The sequence below is a fragment of the Pseudomonas putida W15Oct28 genome, from assembly GCF_000708715.2.
GTDB classification, from domain to species: domain Bacteria; phylum Pseudomonadota; class Gammaproteobacteria; order Pseudomonadales; family Pseudomonadaceae; genus Aquipseudomonas; species Aquipseudomonas putida_R.
The window spans coordinates 98,375-119,679 of the sequence record NZ_JENB01000005.1 but is presented as its reverse complement, the minus strand read 5'-3'; the positions used below and the strand labels follow the sequence as shown (position 1 = coordinate 119,679).

Here is a 21,305-nt window from a genome sequence, read left to right as displayed (position 1 = left end):
ACTATCTAACACCTTTGGCAGTACCGTTATCGCGCCCTGTGGCCCCTCCATCTTCACAAGGGGTCACCGCATGCGCCACATCCCACCAGATAATCTCGGCCTGGTTCGCCAGGCCCTGCAGGACTCCCCCGCCCCGACCAGATGGCCGAGCAGACGCTACGCAAGTGGCTAGAGCCGCAAGGCATCGCGCAATCGCCGCTGGAGATCGACGTGCTCACCTTCCACTATCAGCTCGACCCCCTGGGAGAGGGCCGTACCCGGTTTCGGGAAAATGCGGTCATCAGCCAGCAGATGAACCTGGTCGAGGCCCCGGCACGCTCAATGACGTGATCGACGAGCGGCTGCCGTTGCTTAGGCAACTGCGCGAAATCTGCCACCTGCTGGTCTCGCCGGTCTACGACCTGCACGCCACGTTGAACCTGCGCCAGTTCAGCGAGGTACTTCGCGACCAGGTCCCCCTGGACCGCATCGCCCACATGGGTCAGCAACATAGTTGGGCATTGCCTGATCCGCAGCCCGATACATAGTTAGCCCCTTGCGTGGCTGCCCTGGGACCACCTTTGTCGGCCTTCGACCGACAAAGGTGCAGACAGCATGAATACCCGCTACCTCAATGACAAAGGCGTGCAGTATGTGCGTGATAGCCTGGCGGCGTTCCCGCGCCCGGACCGGGCTGCCGCAGACGCCATCCGCCGCTGGGCCGACGCGCGCGGCCTGACGCTGGACCCGGACGCCACCGACGCAGTCACCCTGCATTACCAGTTCGACCCGGACCGCGGCTGGGTGGGTGTAGTCACAGAAAAGATGACCCTGACCCAGGCCGTGCTGGCCAACTGGCAGGGTGAGTCCAGCAACAACCTGATCGGCGCAGCGCTGGGTGCGCCCTGGGGCGGCCATTTTCCCGAGGGCCCGTTGACCATCGTCGGCGCCCTGCATGGCAAGGGCCTTATTCACTACGGCGCCGAGTACTCGGTGTACAACGGCCTGTTCCGACAGACCGAAAACGCCGACTACAGTGCCCGCACCCACGTGCAACTGCCTGCCGAAGACTTCCAGGCGTTCATCTGGCAGCTGGATTTCCACAACCATTACAAAGCCACCCTGGACCGTTACTGGGCCGAAGGCCTGGACACCTACCGCAAGGCAGCGAAGATCAGCTTCATCACCGCCTGCAACAAACAGGTAAGCGAAGGCAGCCTCAGCGATGCCGGGCGCAGGCTGGCCTGGCAAGCTGCCGGGCTGGAACGGCCAGGCCCGGCGCTGCGTGCCAACGGCAAACCCAGCCGCAAGCCGCGGATTCGCGCCAGCCTGCTCAATGTCTATGGTTACGTCAGCACAGACCTGCTGTGCCTGCATGACACCGTCAGCGCGCTGACCCTGCTGTACATCCCCGGCAATGCCTCGCCCTTGCATGAGTTCAGCGATGAAGCACAGATGCAGGACTGGCTCGCCAAGCAGTGCCAGGACCCGGGCAAGCGCGAAGCCGTGCAAGCGCACTTCGCCCTCGCTGACCGCGAGGACGGGTTGAGCTACAGCGGCCTGCACACGGCCCTGAGCGGCCTGGGCTGCTATCCACAGCCCTACCATCTGGACAGCAACCGCCCAGGCTTCACCACCGAGGGCATTTGGTCGCCCCGCGATTACATCAACTACAAGCCTGGTACCTACAGCCCGCCGCTCAGTGAAGAGCTGTTCCAGGCCTTGGCCAGGCGCCACAAACAGCGCAGCTACCGCGATGCCGACTTCATCGTCACTGGCGACAGCGAAGTGACCAAAGCGAAGTGGCGTGGTTACCTGAACGCCTCGATCAACCTGCTGGCGCCGCTGGCGCTGGCGGTACCCGAGCTCGCGCCATTGTTTGCCGCCGCTGGCGCCGCGCAGTTCGGGCTGGGCCTGGATCAGGCCATCAATGCAAAGCATGCCCAGGCCAAGGCCGAAGGTGTGGGCACCGCGGTGTTCGGCCTGCTCAACGCCGCACCGCTGATCCACGCCGGGGTAACCCGGGCACCCGCGCTGTTCCGCTTCAAATATGACGGTTTCGTCGTACCCAGCCGGATCAACGAGCAAGTTGGCTACCCCTTGAGCCCACTAGACCCGCCAAAGCTGCCCTTGGCGGCGGCTGCAGAGGTGGAGCAATACTTTCACCTTCCGGTGCCTGCGGCAGCCTTGCCCGGCGCAGATTCGCTGGTCGCCGGCGCAGTCCTCAGAACCCCCAGCTACGACGGCATGGCCGACACGCTGAGCGCGTCGATCGGCGGCTATTTCGACGATGTGGTCTACGACGTTGAAGCGGACGCGTTCATGCGCGCAAGCGACCTCAATGAAGTCGACCCGACGTATTTCCAGGCGGCCCCCGGCTCGCGCGATCTGGTGCCGGTGACCGTTGGCAGCCGCCCGGTGAGCAACGATATGCGCACGAACACCCTGCGGGCGCTGGGTATCGACCTGCAGCTGCCCGTGCAGTTACCCTTGCCTGCGGCCGCCACGCTGCGCCCCATCCCCAGGCAGATACTGAGCATCTGGGTCGGCGACCGAGTAATCGACGACACCTTGCTGGCCAACCTCGCGCGCAACGCCGAACACATTCGCGGCAGCGACTACACGCTGCGCCTCTACCTCTCCACCAGTACGCCAACGGCCTACCAGGAAAACCTGCGTCTGCTGGCCGAACGCGCCCCCCAAGTGCGTGTGCTGCCGCTGGAGCAGCAGCCCTTCTATGCCCGCTTCAAGGCCGGCGACAACTACACGCAGTATGCAGCCGCGATTGATGGCAATGGCGGGGTGGCCCGTAACTACGCTTCGGCGTCGGATATCCTGCGCTACGCGTTGCTGGATGCCGAGGGTGGTCTGTACATGGACATCGACGATAGCCTGCTGGCCGCTGGCGAGCACCCCGCCGCTCCTGAAGGTGCAGCGCAGGGCGAGCCCGCAGAGGCGTTGGGGGACGTTGACCTGAGCACCACCGATGACGGCCTGCTGCTGTTCCCGCCCATGGCCAACGAGACCATGGACATGCGCTGCCTGTACAACAACAGCATGATCGGCAGTCACCCGGGTAACCCCACCCTGCGGGCCATCCTTGAAGAAATGCACGCCCGCTACCTTGGCGAACCCGGCTTCTATGACAGCAAGCCCTCGCGTGAAACCGATCGGGCGGGGTTCTACCGCTACGCCACCACGCTCAGCCGCCTCACCGGGCCGCAACTGCTCAGCGACCTGGTCGATCAGCGTTTGCCCGTGCTAAGGGTAATGCGCCAGGTAACCAACCTGTATGCCATGCCACGGGTCAACGCCTATCAGTTCGTGGACCTGCCGGCGATACAGGCGGCGCAACGGCAATTGCTGCCATTGAACCGGGTTGCCCGCGTGGGCTCATATGGCTCGTGGGCCAGGCCCTGAGGCAGGCTTGTAAACCAGGTTACCCACTGCGGTGCAGCTTGCTCATCAGCTCCGCCTCGGCCTGGGTCAGGCCACAGCTTTCAGTCAACTCGGCCACGCTGGCGCCCATGCCGACCAGCTTGGCCGCCTGGGAGAAGGTGACGTTGTTGGGGTCGCGCTGCTCCAGCTGCTGGAGCCTGTCGGGCAGCGGGGCCATCGTCACGCTCAGTTCGTGCAGCGCCTCGCCCATGCGCACGGTACCGTTCTGGTAGTCGTCCAGGCGCTTGGCCAGGTCCTTGATGCGCTGGTCACGCAGCGCATCGCCCTCAGCCTGCTGCGCAGCCAGCTCGCGCTGGCGCTTGCTGTAGTTGAGGAAAAACCACAGGCTCAGCGCCCAGACCAGCGCCAGGAAGATGACAGCAACCTGTAGGATCAACTCAGATATTCTCCAGCTCGGACCACTCTTCCTCGGTCATCATCTTGTCCAGCTCGACCAGGATCAGCAGTTCGCCATTCTTGTTGCATACGCCCTGGATGAACTTGGCGGACTCTTCGTTACCCACGTTCGGTGCGGTTTCGATTTCGGACTGGCGCAGGTAAACCACTTCGGCCACGCTGTCGACCAGAATGCCTACCACTTGCTTGTCGGCTTCGATGATGACGATACGGGTGTTGTCGGTGACTTCGGTCGGCATCAGGCCAAAACGCTGACGGGTGTCGATCACGGTCACCACATTGCCGCGCAGGTTGATGATGCCCAACACGTAGCTTGGCGCACCCGGCACCGGGGCGATCTCGGTGTAGCGCAGCACTTCCTGTACCTGCATCACGTTGATGCCGTAGGACTCGTTGTCCAGACGGAAGGTAACCCACTGCAGGATCGGATCTTCGGAACCTTGTGCAGACGACTTTTTCATTCCCCTACCCTCAAAATCCGCTGTTTGGCGGTTGTGTTCTGTGTCATTTCTGTTTGGCGTGCAGCTGCTTTACCGCGCCGCTGGCGATCAGCTCGGCCAGTGCGGCGACGTCGAGCAGTGCACACATGTGTTCAATCACCGTGCCGGCCAGCCATGGGCGCTGGCCTCGCTGGCTACGCCACTTGATCTCGGACGGGTCCAGGCGCAACGAGCGGCTGACCTGGTGCACGGCCAGCCCCCATTCGTAGCCCTGCACGGAAATCACGTAATTCAGGCCTTGACGAAAATCGTCGCGGTAGCGGTCGGGCATTACCCAACGCGCAGTGTCCAGCACCTTCAGGTTGCCGGCCTGGCAGGTCAAGATACCCAGGAACCACTCAGGCTGGCCGAACAGCGGTGTCAGCTCCTGGCCGGCCAGGTTGTAGATCGAGCCCAGGCACACCAGCGGCACCGCCAGGGTCAGGCCGGCGACGTCGAACAGCAGGCATTCGAACGGCTCGGCCGCCCACGCCGGGCGACCGTCGACGGTGGTCGGGGGCACCGGCAGGTTGGGCGCCGGCAGGTGCACATCGACCAGCGGCACTGCGGGTTCCACGGTTTGTTCTTCGACCAGCACCGGGATGGCAGCCTCGGCGATCACCTCCTGCTCGACCACCGTCACCACTGGCGCTTCTACCGGCATGACGCTGGGCAGCACCGCCAGTTTGGGTTCGGCGAACGGCCGTGGGGCAAGGCTGGCGGGGGCTTCGGCTGGCACCGGCCGGGCCGGTTTGAGGGCATCACGCGCCTGCTCCTCGCGCACTGCCTCGGCGAACGCGTCCGGCGCGACTGGCGGCTCAAACAGGTCTTCGGCTTCGGTGGCCTCCTGCAGCAGGCCATCGAGGTACGACTGCAGGGCCATCTGCGGCCGGGTGCTGGTTTGTCGGGTCTGGGTCATCAGGCCACCTGCACTGCAGTCTTGTACGTCAGCATGTGTTTGAGCAACGCCCGGTAGGCAATCAGCCCGCGGCTCTTGCTGTCGAACTGCGAGGGCGTGACGCCTTTGCGGCTGGCATCGCGCAGGCGCGTATCCACCGGAATGTAGCCCTGCCACACCTGTTGGCCGTAGGTATCACGCAGCAGCTTGAGTGTGCCCAGGGAGGCCTGGGTGCGGCGGTCGAACAGGGTTGGCACGATCTGGTACGGCAGCGCCTGCTTGCGCGAACGGTTGATCATGGCCAGGGTGCCGACCATGCGTTCCAGGCCCTTCACCGCCAAAAATTCAGTCTGCACCGGGATCACGAGTTGCTGGCTGGCGGCCAGCGCGTTGACCATCAGCACACCCAGCAAGGGCGGGCTGTCGATCACGGCATAGTCGAAATCCTGCCACAGCTGCGCCAGACTCTTGGCGATCACCAGGCCCAGGCCATTCTGCCCCGGCGACTGGCGCTCCAGCACGGCCAGTGCAGTGCTCGACGGCAACAGCGAAATGCGCTGGTCGCTGGTGGGCAGCAGCAACTGCCCGGGCAGGCCGTCTGGCACTGCGCCCTTGTGCAGGAACAGGTCGTAGCAGCTGTGCTCCAGCGCATCGGGGTTGTGCCCGAAATAGCTGGTCATCGAGCCGTGCGGATCGAGGTCGACGACGACCACGCGCTTGCCTGCCTCAGCCAGCAGGCCAGCCAGGGCGATGGTTGTGGTGGTTTTGCCGACGCCACCTTTTTGATTGGCTACTGCCCAGACTCTCATCAAGCAAACTCTATCTATTGATTTGGCAGGGACACTGTAGAAACAACTATCCAAGCGCCGGCACGATCCCTGTGGGAGCGGGCACATCGAAGCGTCGAACCGCCGCGAACACCGCCGCAGCCGGTGCCATTCACCGCGTCGCCTGCTTCGCGGGCATGCCCGCTCCCACAGGGGACGGAGTCACTTCCAATACAATGCAGCGACGGGGAATTGACGGATCACTGCCCCGCCACCGTTGCTGGCGTTGCAGGTGCACTTTGTGTGCCAGCCCGGCGCAACGCGGCATCCGGCGTGGCATGGGCACTGCCCGAACCGGTCAGGCTGCGGCGCACTTCGAGGTTGCGCGAAATCACCAGCACCACCCTGCGGTTACGCGCGCGGCCTTCTGCCGTGTCATTGCCGGCCACCGGCTGGTATTCGCCATAACCCACCGAGGCCATGCGCGCCGGGTTGACCCCTTCCATGACCAGCAGGCGTACGATGCTGGCCGCCCGTGCCGACGACAGTTCCCAGTTGGTCGGGTACTGTGCAGTGCGGATCGGCAGGTTGTCGGTAAAACCTTCGACATGCACCGGGTTGGCGAACGGCTTGAGGATGTTGGCTACCTTGTCGATGATGGCAAACGCCTTGTCGCTGGGCATGGCATCGCCACTGCCGAACAGCAGCGACGAACTCAGCTCGATCTCGATCCACAACTCGTTGCCGCGCACGGTCATCTGGTTGCTGTTGATCAGGTCGCCAAAGGCATCGCGCACGTCGTCGCTGATGGTTTTCAGCGGGTCGACATTGGTCGCTGCCAAGCCTGCTTCAGTCTGTTCGCTGTCCTTCACCAGCGGCTCTGCCGGGCGCACGCTCAACGGCTGCTCATCGCCGATAGGAATCGGTTTCATGCTGCGCTCAGGGTCGTTGAACACCCCGAGCAAGGCCTGGGAAATGACCTTGTACTTGCCCTCGTTGATCGAGGAAATCGAGTACATCACCACAAAAAAGGCGAACAGCAAGGTGATGAAGTCGGCGTACGACACCAGCCAGCGTTCGTGGTTTTCGTGTTCCTCGGTATGACGACGGCGACGCATGGGTTACTCCATGAAGCCTTGCAGCTTCAACTCGATCGAGCGCGGGTTTTCACCCTCGGCAATCGACAACAAGCCTTCAAGCAGCATCTCGCGGTAGCGCGACTGGCGCATGACGTTGGCCTTGAGCTTGTTGGCGACCGGCAGCAGGATCAGGTTGGCGCTGGCCACGCCGTAGATGGTGGCGACGAAGGCCACGGCAATGCCGTTGCCCAGCTGCGAGGGGTCGGCCAGGTTGCCCATCACGTGGATCAGGCCCATCACCGCACCAATGATGCCGATGGTCGGCGCATAACCGCCCATGCTCTCGAATACCTTGGCAGCCTGGATGTCACGGCTTTCCTGGGTCAGGAAGTCGACTTCAAGGATGCTGCGGATGGCTTCTGGTTCGGCACCGTCCACCAGCAGTTGCAGGCCCTTGCGCGCATACGGGTCGGGCTCGGCATCGGCCACCCCTTCCAGGCCCAGCAGGCCTTCCTTGCGCGCGGTCAGGCTCCAGTTCACCACACGGTCGATGCCACCCGCCAGGTCGACCCGAGGCGGGAACAGAATCCAGCGCAAGATCTGCAAGGCGCGCTTGAAGGAGGACAGCGGCGACTGCAGCAAAGCTGCCGCCAAGGTGCCACCCAGCACGATCAGCGCCGCCGGGCCGTTGACCAGGGCGCCGACATGGCCGCCTTCAAGGAAGTTGCCACCGACGATGGCGACAAAGGCGAGAATGAGGCCGATCAGGCTGAGGACGTCCATCAGACGCAGGCCTCCACCAGGTGCTTGCCGATTTCGTCCAGGCTGTACACCGCGTCCGCCAGGTTGGCCTTGACGATGGCCATGGGCATGCCATAGATCACGCAGCTGGCTTCATCCTGGGCCCACACGGTGCTGCCGCCCTGCTTGAGCAGGCGCGCACCTTCGCGGCCGTCGGCGCCCATGCCGGTGAGCACCACCGACAGCACCTTGTCACCGTACGACTTGGCTGCCGAGCCGAAGGTGATGTCCACGCACGGTTTGTAGTTCAGGCGCTCGTCACCGGGCAGGATCTTCACCGTGCCACGGCCGTCGATCATCATCTGCTTGCCGCCGGGGGCCAGCAGGGCCAGGCCTGGGCGCAGCATGTCACCGTCCTCGGCTTCCTTCACGTTGATGCGGCACAGCTTGTCCAGGCGTTCGGCAAAGGCCTTGGTGAACGCCGCCGGCATGTGCTGGATCAGCACGATCGGCGCCGGGAAATTGGCCGGCAGCTGGGTCAATACCCGCTGCAGGGCCACTGGGCCGCCGGTGGAGGTGCCGATGGCCACCAGCTTGTAGGGCTTACGCTTGGGGGCTGGCGAGTGCGACGCCGCCGGAGCCGGGGCCGCTGCACGGGGAGCCGCTGCAGCGCGAACCGGCGCCGGGCTGGCGAAGCTGCTGGCAGGCGCCGGGCTGCTGGCGGGCACAGGCGCGGCGGCCGGTGCCGGCCTGGCATAGCTGCCGAGGCGGCGGTTGCTGCGCGAAATGGTATGCACCTTCTCGCACAGCATCTGTTTGACCTTGTCGGGGTTGCGCGAGATGTCCTCGAAGTTTTTCGGCAGGTAATCCACCGCGCCAGCATCCAGCGCGTCGAGGGTGACGCGAGCGCCTTCGTGGGTCAGCGAGGAGAACATCAGTACCGGCGTCGGGCAGCGCTGCATGATGTGCCGCACCGCGGTGATGCCGTCCATCATGGGCATTTCGTAGTCCATGGTGATGACATCGGGCTTGAGCGCCAGCGCCTGGTCGATTGCTTCCTTGCCATTGGTCGCGGTACCTACTACCTGGATCGTCGGATCCGCCGAGAGGATTTCCGAGACACGGCGGCGGAAGAAACCGGAATCATCCACCACCAGGACCTTGACTGCCATAAACACTCCATTAGGCGGCGCAACCCGCCAGGGTGCGCCACCGAAATCAAATACGCCGCGCGGCGTAACGCTTGAGCATGCTCGGGACGTCGAGAATCAACGCAATGCGACCGTCACCGGTGATGGTGGCCCCGGACATGCCCGGGGTGCCCTGCAGCATCTTGCCCAGCGGCTTGATTACCACTTCTTCCTGGCCAACCAGTTGATCGACGACAAAGCCGATGCGTTGCGTGCCGACCGACAGGATCACTACATGACCCTCGTGCTGCTCTTCGTGCACCTGGCCCTGTACCAGCCAGCGCTTGAGGTAGAACAGCGGCAGCGCCTTGTCGCGCACGATCACCACTTCCTGCCCGTCGACCACGTTGGTGCGCGACAGGTCGAGGTGGAAAATCTCGTTGACGTTTACCAGCGGGAAGGCGAACGCCTGGTTGCCCAGCATCACCATCAGGGTGGGCATGATCGCCAGGGTCAGCGGCACCTTGATGACGATCTTCGAGCCCTGGCCCTTGGCCGAGTAGATGTTGATCGAGCCGTTGAGCTGGGAGATCTTGGTTTTCACCACGTCCATGCCCACGCCACGGCCAGACACATCGGAAATCTCGGTCTTGGTCGAGAAGCCCGGGGCGAAGATCAGGTTGTAGCAGTCCGATTCGCTCAGGCGGTCAGCGGCATCTTTGTCCATCAGGCCTTTTTCCACGGCCTTGGCGCGCAGGATGTTCGGGTCCATGCCCTTGCCGTCATCAGAAATCGACAACAGGATGTGGTCACCTTCCTGTTCGGCCGACAGCACCACGCGGCCGGTGCGGGCCTTGCCCGAAGCTTCACGCTCGTCGGGCATCTCGACACCATGGTCGACGGCGTTGCGCACCAAGTGCACCAACGGGTCGGCCAGGGCCTCGACCAGGTTCTTGTCCAGGTCGGTTTCTTCGCCGACCAGCTCCAGGTTGATCTCTTTCTTCAGCTGGCGGGCAAGGTCGCGTACCAGCCGCGGGAAGCGGCCGAACACTTTCTTGATCGGCTGCATGCGGGTTTTCATCACCGCCGTCTGCAGGTCGGCCGTGACCACGTCGAGGTTGGACACGGCCTTGGACATGGCCTCGTCGCCGCTGTTCAGGCCCAGGCGCACCAGGCGGTTACGCACCAGCACCAGTTCGCCGACCATGTTCATGATCTCGTCCAGGCGCGCGGTGTCGACGCGAACGGTGGTTTCCGCTTCGCTGACGGCATGCTTCTCGGCAGCCGGCGCCGGCGCACGGGGGGCCGGCGCAGGTTTGCTGGCGGCCGCAGGTGCGGGCGCAGCAGCGGCTGGCTTGGCCACCGGCTGGCTGTGGGCCAAGGCCTGGGCAGGCGCTTGCACCTTGGCTGCAGCCGGGGCCTCGGCCGCAGCTACATCGCCACCAAACTTGCCCTTGCCGTGCAACTGGTCCAGCAGGGCCTCGAACTCGTGCTCGCTGATTTCGTCGCCAGCGGCGCTGTTGTCAACCGCGACCGGTGCCGGTGCTTTGACGGCAGGCAAAACATCGGCCTGGAACGTGCCCTTGCCATGCAACTGGTCGAGCAGCGATTCGAATTCTTCGTCGGTAATTTCGTCGCTTACCGCTTCTGCGGGCGCGGCAACCGGCTGTGCCGCGGCTTCGACACTGAACTGGCCTTTGCCGTGCAACTGGTCGAGCAGCGACTCGAACTCGGCGTCAGTGATCTCGTCACCTGCACCACTGACGCTCTCGCCCTGCATCTGTTCGTCGACCGCAGCTTGCGCCTTGACCGCATCGAGCGAATCGAGCAGTTGCTCAAACTCGCTGTCGGTGATGTCCTGGTCATCGGCAGGGGCCACGGCCGCAACCGGCGCCTGGGCTACCGGTGCCGCTTCAGCGGCCTCGGCACCACCGGGTTCCGCCAGGCGCGACAGGGCCGCCAGCAACTCGGGGGTGGCCGGGGTTACTTCGCCGCGCTCGCGCACCTGGCCAAACATGCTGTTGACCGTATCCAGTGCTTCAAGCACCACGTCCATCAGTTCCGCATCGACCCGGCGCTCACCTTTTCGCAGGATGTCGAACACGTTCTCGGCGATATGGCAGCACTCCACCAGCTCGTTCAGCTGGAGGAAGCCGGCGCCCCCTTTTACAGTGTGGAAACCGCGAAAAATCGCATTGAGCAGGTCGGCATCGTCAGGTCGGCTTTCCAGCTCGACCAGTTGCTCGGACAGTTGCTCAAGAATTTCGCCGGCTTCTACCAGGAAATCCTGGAGGATTTCTTCATCGGCGCCGAAGCTCATCAAACGTGCTCCTTAAAAACCCAGGCTGGACAGCAAATCATCGACATCGTCCTGACCGGACACAACGTCTTCACGCTTATCGGCATGAATCTGCGGACCTTCACCCCGAGTCGGATGTTTTTCTGCATCTTTTTCTGCGCGCAGTTGATCGTGGTCATGCTGGATACCGGCAAAGCGGTCGACCTGGCTGGCCATCAGCACCAGTTTGAGCAGGTTGCTTTCCACCTCGGTCACCAGGCTGGTGACGCGTTTGATCACCTGGCCGGTCAGGTCCTGATAGTCCTGAGCCAGCAAAATGTCGTTGAGATGCCCGGCAACCTTGCGGTTACCTTCAGCGCTGTGCGTCAGGAAACTGTCGACGCGCTTGACCAGGTCACGGAACTCCGGCGCAGCCACCTCGCGGCGCATGAAGCGCTGCCAGTCGGTGCTCAGGGCCTTGGCTTCGCTGGCCAGTTCGTTGAGCACCGGGGTGCTTTCTTCGACCAGGTCCATGGTGCGGTTGGCCGCGCCCTCGGTCAGCTTGACCACGTACGACAGGCGCTCGGTAGCGTCGGTAATCTGCGACACCTCCTCGGCCTGCGGTATGGTCGGGTCGATCTGGAAGCTGACGATGGCGCTGTGCAACTCGCGGGTCAGCTTTCCGACTTCCTGGTACAGGCCGCGATCTCGGGTCTGGTTCAGCTCGTGAATCAGCTGTACCGCCTCGCCGAAACGGCCCCGCTCCAGGCTTTCGACCAACTCCTGGGCATGTTTCTTCAGGGTCGATTCGAACTCGCCCAAAGAGGTTTGTGATGAATCCATGGCGCGCCCCCTGACGTGACTCAGCCGTTGACGCGTTCGAAGATCTTCTCGATCTTTTCTTTGAGCACCTGAGCGGTGAACGGCTTGACCACATAACCATTGACGCCGGCCTGGGCCGCTTCGATGATCTGGTCGCGCTTGGCTTCAGCGGTCACCATCAATACTGGCAAGGTTTTCAGCTGGTCGTCGGCACGCACTTTGCGCAGCAGGTCGATGCCGGACATACCGGGCATGTTCCAGTCGGTCACCAGAAAGTCGTAGGCGCCCCTTTGCAGCATCGGCAGCGCCGTGATGCCATCGTCGGCTTCGTCGGTGTTGGTGAAGCCCAGGTCACGCAACAGGTTCTTGATGATCCGCCGCATCGTCGAAAAGTCGTCAACGATGAGGATTTTCATGTTCTTGTCCAATTAGACCTCCAAGCAGTCTCAAGCGCGCCCGGCCTACCGAGCACGCACTCATTCAATTCGGTACAACGTGGAAAACGAAACGACTGCAACGACACCGGGCTCAACGTGCCCGCCATTCCCCCAGGCGGCTACGCAGGCGCGCGGCACACTGGCTGTGCAACTGGCTGACCCGCGACTCGCTGACCCCAAGCACCTCGCCGATTTCCTTGAGGTTCAGCTCTTCGTCGTAGTACAGCGCCAGCACCAGGCGCTCACGCTCCGGCAGGTTGGCAATGGCGTCGGTCAGGGCAGCCTGGAAGCGTTCGTCCTCCAGGCCCCGCGCAGGTTCGACATGGCCACTGGCGCCATCCTCATGCAGCCCTTCGTGCTCGCCGTCCTGCAACAGGTCGTCAAAGCTGAACAGGCGGCTGCCCAAGGTATCGTTCAAGATCCCGTAGTAATCATCGAGACTCAATTGGAGTTCGGCAGCAACTTCATGATCTTTAGCGTCCCGGCCGGTTCTGGCTTCAACGGCACGCATCGCGTCACTGACCATGCGGGTGTTGCGGTGCACCGAACGCGGTGCCCAGTCGCCCTTGCGCACCTCGTCCAGCATGGCCCCGCGGATGCGGATGCCGGCATAGGTTTCAAAGCTGGCGCCCTTGCTGGCGTCATATTTGTTGGCCACTTCAAGCAGGCCGATCATGCCGGCCTGAATCAGGTCCTCGACCTGTACGTTGGCCGGCAACCGCGCCAACAGGTGGTAGGCAATGCGCTTCACCAGCGGGGCGTAGCGTTCGATCAGCTCGTACTGGGCGTCTTTCGCTGCCCGGCTGTACATCTTGAAGCCGCTGGCGTTCATAGCACGGGTCCCGCGCTGGTGGGTTGCACCAGACGCTCGACAAAGAACTCCAGGTGGCCCCGCGGATTGGCCGGCAGCGGCCAGCTGTCGACCTTCTGGGCAATCGCCTTGAAGGCCAGCGCGCACTTGGAGCGAGGGAACGCTTCGTAGACGGCGCGCTGCTTCTGCACCGCCTTGCGCACGCACTCGTCGTACGGCACGGCGCCCACGTACTGCAGGGCCACGTCGAGGAAACGGTCGGTGACCTTGGTCAGCTTGGCGAACAGGTTGCGCCCTTCCTGCGGGCTCTGCGCCATGTTGGCCAGCACACGGAAACGATTCATCCCGTAGTCGCGGTTGAGCAGTTTGATCAGGGCGTAGGCGTCGGTGATCGAGGTGGGCTCGTCACAGACCACCAGCAATACTTCCTGGGCGGCGCGAACAAAGCTGACCACCGACTCACCGATACCCGCCGCAGTGTCGATCACCAGCACGTCGAGGTTGTCACCGACTTCGCTGAACGCCTGGATCAGCCCGGCATGCTGCGCCGGGGCCAGGTGCACCATGCTCTGGGTGCCCGAGGCCGCCGGCACGATGCGCACGCCGCCAGGGCCTTGCAGCATCACGTCACGCAGCTCGCAGCGCCCCTCGATGACATCGGCCAGGGTACGTTTGGGGGTAAGGCCCAGCAACACGTCGACGTTGGCCAGGCCCAGGTCGGCGTCCAGCAGCATGACCCTGCGGCCAAGCTCGGCCAGCGCCAGGGACAAGTTCACTGAAACGTTAGTCTTGCCGACGCCACCTTTGCCACCGGTCACGGCGATCACCTGTACAGGATGCATGCTACCCATGTCTGTTCTTTACCTTGTCTCGCTGGGACTCAGGCCACACGTGGGGCAATTCTGCGTACCCCTTGGCATAGCTACTTTGCACACGCTTCATGGTCAACCCGCCCGCCGGGGGTTGTGATAGAGATCAGCGAACATGTCGGCCATGGCCTCTTCGCTGGGCTCGTCCTGCAGCTGCACATTGACCGCACGGGAGACCAACTGGTGGCCACGCGGCAGGTGCAGGTCGTCCGGAATGCGCGGGCCATCGGTGAGGTAGGCCACGGGCAGTTCATGACTGATGGCAAGGCTCAGCACATCGCCAAGGCTTGCCGTTTCATCCAGCTTGGTCAGGATGCAACCGGCCAGGCCACAGCGCTTGTAGCTGTGGTAGGCGGCGGTCAGCACCTGCTTCTGGCTGGTGGTGGCCAGCACCAGGTAATTCTTCGCGGCAATGCCACGCCCGGCCAGGGTTTCCAGCTGCATGCGCAGTGCCGGGTCGCTGGCCTGCAGGCCGGCAGTATCGATCAGCACGACGCGCTTGCGCAGCAATGGCTCCAGCGCCGCAGCCAGCGACTGGCCCGGGTCGACGTAGGTCACTGGCACGTTGAGGATTCGGCCCAGGGTCTTGAGCTGCTCCTGGGCGCCGATACGGAAACTGTCCATGCTCACCAGCGCCAGGTTCTGCGCGCCGTACTTGAGCACGTAGCGGGCAGCCAGCTTGGCCAGAGTGGTGGTCTTGCCCATGCCGGCCGGGCCGACCATGGCAATCACCCCACCCTCTTCGATCGGCTCGACTTCAGGAATTTCGATCATCCGCGCCAGGTGCGCCAACAGCATGCGCCAGGCCTGGCGAGGCTCTTCGATCTCGGTGGTCAGGTCCAGCAGCTCACGGGCGATAGGCCCGGACAGGCCGATGCGTTGCAAGCGGCGCCAGAGGTTGGCCTGCTGCGGCTTGCTACCCTGCAACTGGCTCCAGGCCAGCGAACCGAGCTGCACTTCCAGCAGCTCGCGCAGGCCCGACAGCTCGGAGCGCATGGCATCGAACAGGCGCGGGTCGACCGGCGCAGCAGCAGGGGCAGCGGCAGCCTCAGGGGCATCGACGTGCGGCTCGATCAACGGCTCGGCGGCCGTCAGCGACTGCCCGGCAAACAATTGGCGGTTGTTGTCGCTGCTGTCCTGGCGGTGGTCCAGCTCGGCCTGGGCGGTGGCGATGCGCGTATGGGTCTTGCGCAGCTCTTCTTCCAGCTCGGCGTTGGGCACGCGCGGGGCCAGGGCGGACAGCTTGTAGTCCAGCGCGGCCGTCAGTTCGACACCACCGGCAATGCGGCGGTTGCCAATGATCGCGGCATCGGCGCCCAGCTCGTCGCGGACCAGTTTCATGGCCTGACGCATATCGGCGGCGAAAAATCGCTTAACTTGCATTATCCACTACCTCAGCCGTTAGGGCCCACGGTGGCAACGATTGTGACTTGCTTGTTGTCAGGAATTTCCTGATACGCCAGAACATGCAAATTCGGTACAGCCAGGCGACCGAAACGCGACAGCATGGCGCGGATCGGGCCGGCGACCAGGAGGATGGCCGGCTGGCCCTGCATTTCCTGACGCTGGGCCGCTTCGATCAGCGAACGTTGCAGCTTCTCGGCCATGCTCGGTTCCAGAAGAACACCATCTTCCTGACCTTGCCCGGCCCTTTGCAGACTATTGAGCAAAATCTGTTCCAACCTTGGCTCCAGGGTAATCACTGGCAGCTCAGACTCAACGCCGACAATGCTTTGCACGATGGCGCGACACAATCCGACGCGCACCACCGCCACCAGCGCGGCGGTATCTTGACTCTTGCCGGCGTTGTTCGCGATGGCTTCGGCAATACTGCGAATATCGCGCACCGGCACCTGTTCCGACAACAGTGCTTGCAGCACCTTCAGCAGGCCCGACAAGGAAATGACACCCGGCACCAGCTCTTCTGCAAGTTTAGGCGATGCCTTGGCCAGTACCTGCAGCAGTTGCTGAACCTCTTCGTGGCCAATCAGCTCGTGGCAGTGCTTCTGCAGGATCTGGTTGAGGTGGGTGGCCACCACGGTGCTTGCGTCGACCACGGTGTAGCCCAGCGACTGCGCCTGGGAACGCTGGCCGACGTCGATCCACACTGCCTCCAGGCCAAACGCAGGGTCACGCGCAGCAATGCCGTTGAGGGTGCCGAACACTTGCCCGGGGTTGATCGCCAGCTCCCGGTCCGGGTAGATCTCCGCTTCAGCCAGGATCACCCCCATCAGGGTCAGGCGATAAGCGCTGGGCTGCAGGTCGAGGTTGTCGCGAATGTGAACGGTGGGCATGAGGAAACCCAGGTCCTGGGACAGCTTCTTGCGCACACCCTTGATCCGCGCCAGCAACTGGCCGCCCTGGTTGCGGTCGACCAGCGGGATCAGCCGGTAGCCGACCTCCAGGCCGATCATGTCGATGGGCGTCACGTCGTCCCAGCCCAGCTCCTTGGTATCAAGCGCGCGCTGCGGCGAGGGCAACAGGTCTTGCTGGCGCTGCGCCTCTTGCTGCGCCTCCATCTTGACCTTGTGCTGCTTCTTCCACAGCAGGTAGGCGCCGCCACAGGCCAGCAGGCCAAGGCTCAGGAAGGCCACGTGCGGCATGCCCGGCACCAGCCCCATGATGATCATCAGCGCGCCGGACACCGCCAGGGCCTTGGGCGAATCGAACATCTGCCGGTTGATCAGCTTGCCCATGTCCTCGGAGCCCGAGGCGCGGGTAACCATGATCGCGGCGGCGGTGGACAGCAGCAGTGATGGCAATTGCGCCACCAAACCGTCACCGATGGTCAGCAAGGCGTACACCTTGCCGGCATCGCCGAAGCTCATGCCGTGTTGCAGCATGCCGATCAGCATGCCACCGATCAGGTTGATGAACAGGATCAGCAGGCCGGCGATGGCGTCACCGCGGACAAACTTGCTGGCACCGTCCATCGAACCGTAGAACTCGGCCTCCTGCGCCACTTCGGCACGGCGGTGCTTGGCCTGGGCCTGGTCGATCAGGCCGGCGTTGAGGTCGGCGTCGATGGCCATCTGCTTGCCGGGCATGGCGTCGAGGGTAAAACGTGCGCTCACCTCGGAAATACGCCCGGCACCCTTGGTCACCACCACGAAGTTGATGATCATGAGGATGGCAAACACCACGCCACCGACCACGTAGTTGCCGCCGATCACCACCTCACCGAAGGCCTGGATCACCTTACCGGCAGCGCCGTGGCCCTCCTGGCCATGCAGCATGACCACGCGGGTGGACGCCACGTTCAAGGCCAGGCGCAGCAGCGTGGCCACCAGCAGGATGGTGGGGAATGCGGCGAAGTCCAGCGGGCGCAGGGCGTATACACAGACCAGCAGCACCACGATCGACAAAGCGATGTTGAAGGTGAAGAACACGTCGAGCAGGAACGGCGGTATCGGCAACATCATCATTGCCAACATCACCAGCAACAGCAGCGGCACGCCCAGGTTGCCCCGGCCGAGACCGGCCAGGTTGTTGCGGGCGTTGCTGATTAACTGAGTGCGATCCACCGCGAGTCCTCTTGATGCAAAACTTTGACGCCCAGGGGGCGCCTGGGCGTGGCATTGCAAGAAGCCTTCCAACTTTGCTCGGCAGATGATTTATGTTGTCTGTGCCGGCCTCTTCGCGGGCTTGCCCGCTCCCACAGGGACCTCATCAGCCTGAAAGGCGGCGCAGTACCTGTGGGAGCGGGCGAGCCCGCGAAAGGGCCAGGAACCCTGACACAAGGTCAACTGTCGCGACGCAGGTCCGGCGGGATCGGCAGGTCTTCCTTCAACGGCTCTGGCCGCTTGCCCCTGCCAGCGCGGTACTGGCGGATCTGGAACACATAGGCCAGCACTTGCGCCACGGCCAGGTACAAGCCGGCGGGAATTTCCTGCTCAGGCTCGGTGGAGTAGTAGATCGCCCGCGCCAGCGCCGGCGATTCGAGGATCTGGATCTTGTGCTCCACGCCAATCTCGCGAATCTTCAAGGCCATGAAGTCGGCGCCCTTGGCCAGCAGCAACGGCGCCGCCCCGCCCTTCTCCGGGTCGTACTGCAGGGCCACCGCATAGTGCGTCGGGTTGGTGATGATCACATCGGCCTGCGGCACCGCCGCCATCATGCGCCGCTGCGACATCTCGCGCTGCAGCTGGCGAATGCGTTGCTTGACCTCGGGCTTGCCTTCGCTGTCCTTGTACTCGTCGCGCACTTCCTGCTTGGTCATCTTCATTTTCTTGTGCGTCTGGTACAGCTGGATGGGCACGTCGGCCGCCGCAATCAGCAGCAGCCCGGCCGACATCCACAACGCACTCCAGCCCACCACCTGGAGGCTGTGAATGATCGCCTGCTCCAGTGGCTCGTTGGCGATCGACAGCAATGCCTGGCGGTCGTTGATCAGCACCACCACCGCCACCGCCAGGATCACGAAGAACTTGGCCAGCGCCTTGAGCAGCTCGGTCAAACCATTCACCGAAAACATGCGCTTGATCCCCGCCAGCGGGTTCATGCGGCTGAATTTCGGCTGTAGCAGGCTGCCAGAGAAGAGGAAACCACTCAGGGCGATAGGCGCCACGAAGGAAATCACGAACAGCAGGATCAGCACCGGCTGCACCGCCCATATCGCCATCTTGCCGGAGGCCAGCAAGAAGGCGCCCATGGCCCGCTCGTCGACAATGATGTCGCGGGTCAGGCTGAAGTTCATGCGCATGATGCTCAGCAACGTCTCGGCCATATGACCGCCGAATGCCAGCAGGCCACCCGCGCCAGCCAGGGTCACCGCCACCGTGTTCAGCTCCTTGGAGCGGGCGATCTCGCCTTTTTCGCGGGCATCGCGCTTGCGCTTGTCGGTGGGATCTTCTGTCTTGTCCTGACCGCTCTCGCTTTCTGCCATGCTCAGCGCGCCCTCGCCAGTTCACGCAGCCATTGCAGCGCTTCGCTGGCCAATGCCTGGTAGTGGGACAGCACATCGGCCAGGCCGACCCAGAAAATGAACATGCCCATGACCAGGGTCAGCGGAAAGCCAATGGAGAAAATGTTCAACTGCGGCGCGGCGCGGGTCATCACGCCGAAGGCAATGTTCACCACCAGCAACGCAGCGATCACCGGCAGGATCAGCAACAGGCCGGCAGAAAATACCCAGCCCAGGCGCCCGGCCAGCTCCCAGAACTGGTTGACCACCAGGGCATTGCCCACCGGCAAGGTGGTGAAGCTTTCGGTCAGCACCTCGAACACCACCAGGTGGCCGTTCATCAACAGGAACAGCACGCTCACCAGCATGGTCATGAACTGGCTGATGACCGTGACGTTAACGCCGTTGGCCGGGTCGACCATCGAGGCGAAGGCCATGCCCATCTGCACCGCGACGACCTGCCCGGCGATCACGAACGCCTGGAACAGCAACTGCAAGGCCAGGCCGAACAGCGCGCCGACAATGATCTGCTCGGCGCACAGCAGCAGGCCTCGCAGGCTCAACGGGTCGAATTCGGGCAACGGCGGCAGCGCCGGCACGATCACCACGGTAATGGCCACCGCCACGTACAGGCGCACGCGCGCCGGCAGCATGCGCGTGCCAAAAATCGGCATGGTCATCAGCACCGCTGTCACCCTGAACAACGGCAGGATGAAGGTGGCGACCCAGGTGCCGATCTGCGCGTCGGTCAGCTCCAGCATATCCGCGTCAACCGATGAGCTGCGGGATGTTGGTGTAGAGGGTAGTGATGTACTCCATGAACTTCTGCACCAGCCAAGGCCCGGCGACGATCAACGTGATCAGCATCACCAGCAGGCGCGGCAGAAAGCTCAGGGTCTGTTCGTTGATCTGCGTGGCGGCCTGGAACATCGCCACCGCCAAGCCCACCAACAGGCTCGGCACAACCAGTACAGCGACCATCAGGGTGGTCAGCCACAGGGCATCACGGAACAGGTCGACAGCTACTTCAGGTGTCATCGGCGGCTCTCCTTGACGGCGTCAGACGCCGCCGAAACTGCTGGCCAAGGTACCCATGATCAGCGCCCAGCCATCCACCAGCACGAACAGCATGATCTTGAACGGCAGCGAGATGATCAGCGGCGACAGCATCATCATACCCATGGCCATCAGCACACTGGCCACCACCATGTCGATGATCAGGAACGGAATGAAGATCATGAAACCGATCTGGAACGCGGTTTTCAGCTCGGAGGTGACGAACGCCGGCACCAGGATCGTCAGCGGGACCTGGTCGGGGCCGGCGATGTCGGTGCGCTTGGACAGGCGCATGAACAGGTCGAGGTCGCTTTGCCGGGTTTGCGCCAGCATGAAGTCCTTGAGCGGCACCTGGGCCTTGTCGATGGCCTGCTGGGCGGTCATCTGCTCCTTGAGGTACGGCTGCAGGGCATCCGTATTCACCCGGTCGAACACCGGCGCCATGATGAACATGGTCAGGAACAGCGCCATGCCGGTCAGGATCTGGTTCGACGGCGTCTGCTGCAGGCCCAGGGCCTGGCGCAGGATCGAGAACACGATGATGATGCGGGTAAAGCTGGTCATCAGGATGACGAACGCCGGGATGAAGCTGAGCGCCGTCATGATCAGCAGAATCTGCAGGCTGACCGAATATTCCTGCTGCCCGTCCGCACCGTTGGACAGGGTAATGGCCGGGATCGACAACGGGTCGGCGGCCAGGGCCAGCGGCGCCGCAAGCAGCAGCGCCAAAGTCAACAACATACGCAGCGGGCCGCTCATCACTTCTTGTCCTTAGGGTCCTTGCCCATCAGCTCCATCAGCCGCTGGGCAAATTCCGGCGTTGCCTGACGTGCGCCAGCCGGCACTTCCACGGGTTCGGCCAGTACATGCAGGGCCTCGATGCTGCCGGGGGTGTGGCCAATCAGGATCTGCTCCTTGCCCACCTGCACCAGCAGCAAGCGGTCACGCGGGCCGATGGCCCGGCTGCCGACGATCTCGATCACCTGCCCGCCCTTCACCGCCGTGCTCTGCATACGCCGCAGCACCCAGGCCAGGAAGAAGATCAGGCCCACCACCAGCAGCAAACCGAAGACCATCTGCGCCAACTGCCCGCCAAGGCTGCCAGGCGCCGTCGCCGGGGTAGCCATCGGCGTGGCTGCGGCCAGACAGGCCTGACTGGCCAGCAGCGCAGCGAACGCCGCGATGGCGCGCATCGTGCCCT

The 21,305-nt window shown here is 63.4% G+C and carries 22 protein-coding genes; 3 read left to right on the top strand and 19 right to left on the bottom strand.

From position 1 onward, the window contains the following. The first annotated feature begins 141 nt into the window (after nucleotides 1-141). From AK81_RS30155 to AK81_RS04920, 3 genes are all read left to right on the top strand, one after another. Nucleotides 142-330 carry a hypothetical protein gene (locus AK81_RS30155; RefSeq protein WP_043197164.1) on the top strand — a complete coding sequence of 63 codons (189 nt, stop codon included), beginning with the start codon at nucleotides 142-144 and terminating at the stop codon, nucleotides 328-330. Next, a complete protein-coding gene (locus AK81_RS04925; protein WP_043197162.1) occupies nucleotides 327-527 on the top strand; it encodes a hypothetical protein in 201 nt (66 codons plus the stop codon). Before AK81_RS30155 ends, AK81_RS04925 begins: the two co-directional genes overlap by 4 nt. Before the next feature lie 67 nt (nucleotides 528-594). Beyond that, the gene (locus AK81_RS04920; RefSeq protein WP_043197160.1) at nucleotides 595-3,399 is read left to right on the top strand and encodes a dermonecrotic toxin domain-containing protein; all 2,805 of its coding nucleotides are present in this window, start codon (nucleotides 595-597) and stop codon (nucleotides 3,397-3,399) included. A gap of 19 nt (nucleotides 3,400-3,418) precedes the next feature. On the opposite strand, the gene AK81_RS04915 is transcribed toward AK81_RS04920, so the two are convergent. The 19 genes from AK81_RS04915 to fliO all read right to left on the bottom strand — a co-directional run bounded on the left by AK81_RS04915 (nucleotide 3,419) and on the right by fliO (nucleotide 21,297). Beyond that, the gene (locus AK81_RS04915; protein WP_016498573.1) at nucleotides 3,419-3,814 is read right to left on the bottom strand and encodes a DUF2802 domain-containing protein; all 396 of its coding nucleotides are present in this window, start codon (nucleotides 3,812-3,814) and stop codon (nucleotides 3,419-3,421) included. Nucleotide 3,815: 1 nt separating this feature from the next. Next, entirely contained in the window at nucleotides 3,816-4,295 is a 480-nt protein-coding gene (locus tag AK81_RS04910) for a chemotaxis protein CheW (protein ID WP_003254393.1), read from the bottom strand. 43 nt (nucleotides 4,296-4,338) lie between these two features. Then, nucleotides 4,339-5,232, bottom strand: coding sequence for a CheW domain-containing protein (locus AK81_RS04905; RefSeq protein WP_043197159.1), 894 nt, complete (start codon nucleotides 5,230-5,232; stop codon nucleotides 4,339-4,341). Then, nucleotides 5,232-6,020, bottom strand: coding sequence for a ParA family protein (locus AK81_RS04900; RefSeq protein WP_043197157.1), 789 nt, complete (start codon nucleotides 6,018-6,020; stop codon nucleotides 5,232-5,234). The genes AK81_RS04905 and AK81_RS04900 overlap by 1 nt, the downstream gene beginning before the upstream one ends. Before the next feature lie 218 nt (nucleotides 6,021-6,238). Continuing rightward, entirely contained in the window at nucleotides 6,239-7,096 is an 858-nt protein-coding gene (motD, locus tag AK81_RS04895) for a flagellar motor protein MotD (RefSeq protein ID WP_043197156.1), read from the bottom strand. Between the two features lie 3 nt (nucleotides 7,097-7,099). Further along, complete coding sequence (locus tag AK81_RS04890) at nucleotides 7,100-7,840, bottom strand: flagellar motor protein (protein ID WP_043197155.1); 741 nt, start codon at nucleotides 7,838-7,840, stop codon at nucleotides 7,100-7,102. After that, nucleotides 7,840-8,970: a protein-glutamate methylesterase/protein-glutamine glutaminase gene (locus tag AK81_RS04885; RefSeq protein WP_043197153.1), complete on the bottom strand. Its 1,131-nt coding sequence runs from the start codon at nucleotides 8,968-8,970 to the stop codon at nucleotides 7,840-7,842. The genes AK81_RS04890 and AK81_RS04885 overlap by 1 nt, the downstream gene beginning before the upstream one ends. Before the next feature lie 46 nt (nucleotides 8,971-9,016). Further along, nucleotides 9,017-11,248: a chemotaxis protein CheA gene (locus tag AK81_RS04880; RefSeq protein WP_043197152.1), complete on the bottom strand. Its 2,232-nt coding sequence runs from the start codon at nucleotides 11,246-11,248 to the stop codon at nucleotides 9,017-9,019. Nucleotides 11,249-11,260: 12 nt separating this feature from the next. After that, nucleotides 11,261-12,049 (bottom strand): protein phosphatase CheZ, encoded by a 789-nt coding sequence (locus AK81_RS04875; RefSeq protein WP_043197151.1) that lies wholly within the window; start codon nucleotides 12,047-12,049, stop codon nucleotides 11,261-11,263. Nucleotides 12,050-12,069: 20 nt separating this feature from the next. After that, on the bottom strand, nucleotides 12,070-12,444 hold the full coding sequence (locus AK81_RS04870; protein WP_162489843.1) for a chemotaxis response regulator CheY: 375 nt from the start codon (nucleotides 12,442-12,444) through the stop codon (nucleotides 12,070-12,072). A gap of 112 nt (nucleotides 12,445-12,556) precedes the next feature. Next, nucleotides 12,557-13,297, bottom strand: a complete 741-nt coding sequence (gene fliA / locus AK81_RS04865; protein WP_043197148.1) for an RNA polymerase sigma factor FliA — start codon at nucleotides 13,295-13,297, stop codon at nucleotides 12,557-12,559. Further along, complete coding sequence (gene fleN / locus AK81_RS04860; RefSeq protein ID WP_016488415.1) at nucleotides 13,294-14,127, bottom strand: flagellar synthesis regulator FleN; 834 nt, start codon at nucleotides 14,125-14,127, stop codon at nucleotides 13,294-13,296. Before fleN ends, fliA begins: the two co-directional genes overlap by 4 nt. Nucleotides 14,128-14,220: 93 nt before the next feature. Next, nucleotides 14,221-15,528: a flagellar biosynthesis protein FlhF gene (flhF, locus tag AK81_RS04855; protein ID WP_043197147.1), complete on the bottom strand. Its 1,308-nt coding sequence runs from the start codon at nucleotides 15,526-15,528 to the stop codon at nucleotides 14,221-14,223. Nucleotides 15,529-15,539: 11 nt separating this feature from the next. Then, the gene (gene flhA, locus AK81_RS04850; RefSeq protein ID WP_043197146.1) at nucleotides 15,540-17,669 is read right to left on the bottom strand and encodes a flagellar biosynthesis protein FlhA; all 2,130 of its coding nucleotides are present in this window, start codon (nucleotides 17,667-17,669) and stop codon (nucleotides 15,540-15,542) included. Nucleotides 17,670-17,887: 218 nt separating this feature from the next. After that, complete coding sequence (gene flhB, locus AK81_RS04845; protein WP_043197145.1) at nucleotides 17,888-19,030, bottom strand: flagellar biosynthesis protein FlhB; 1,143 nt, start codon at nucleotides 19,028-19,030, stop codon at nucleotides 17,888-17,890. Between the two features lie 2 nt (nucleotides 19,031-19,032). Beyond that, nucleotides 19,033-19,809 carry a flagellar biosynthetic protein FliR gene (gene fliR, locus AK81_RS04840; protein ID WP_043197144.1) on the bottom strand — a complete coding sequence of 259 codons (777 nt, stop codon included), beginning with the start codon at nucleotides 19,807-19,809 and terminating at the stop codon, nucleotides 19,033-19,035. Between the two features lie 7 nt (nucleotides 19,810-19,816). Further along, complete coding sequence (gene fliQ / locus AK81_RS04835; RefSeq protein WP_043197143.1) at nucleotides 19,817-20,086, bottom strand: flagellar biosynthesis protein FliQ; 270 nt, start codon at nucleotides 20,084-20,086, stop codon at nucleotides 19,817-19,819. Between the two features lie 21 nt (nucleotides 20,087-20,107). After that, nucleotides 20,108-20,863 (bottom strand): flagellar type III secretion system pore protein FliP, encoded by a 756-nt coding sequence (gene fliP / locus AK81_RS04830; RefSeq protein ID WP_043197142.1) that lies wholly within the window; start codon nucleotides 20,861-20,863, stop codon nucleotides 20,108-20,110. After that, nucleotides 20,863-21,297: a flagellar biosynthetic protein FliO gene (gene fliO / locus AK81_RS04825; RefSeq protein ID WP_043197279.1), complete on the bottom strand. Its 435-nt coding sequence runs from the start codon at nucleotides 21,295-21,297 to the stop codon at nucleotides 20,863-20,865. The genes fliP and fliO overlap by 1 nt, the downstream gene beginning before the upstream one ends. Between the last annotated feature and the right edge of the window lie 8 nt (nucleotides 21,298-21,305).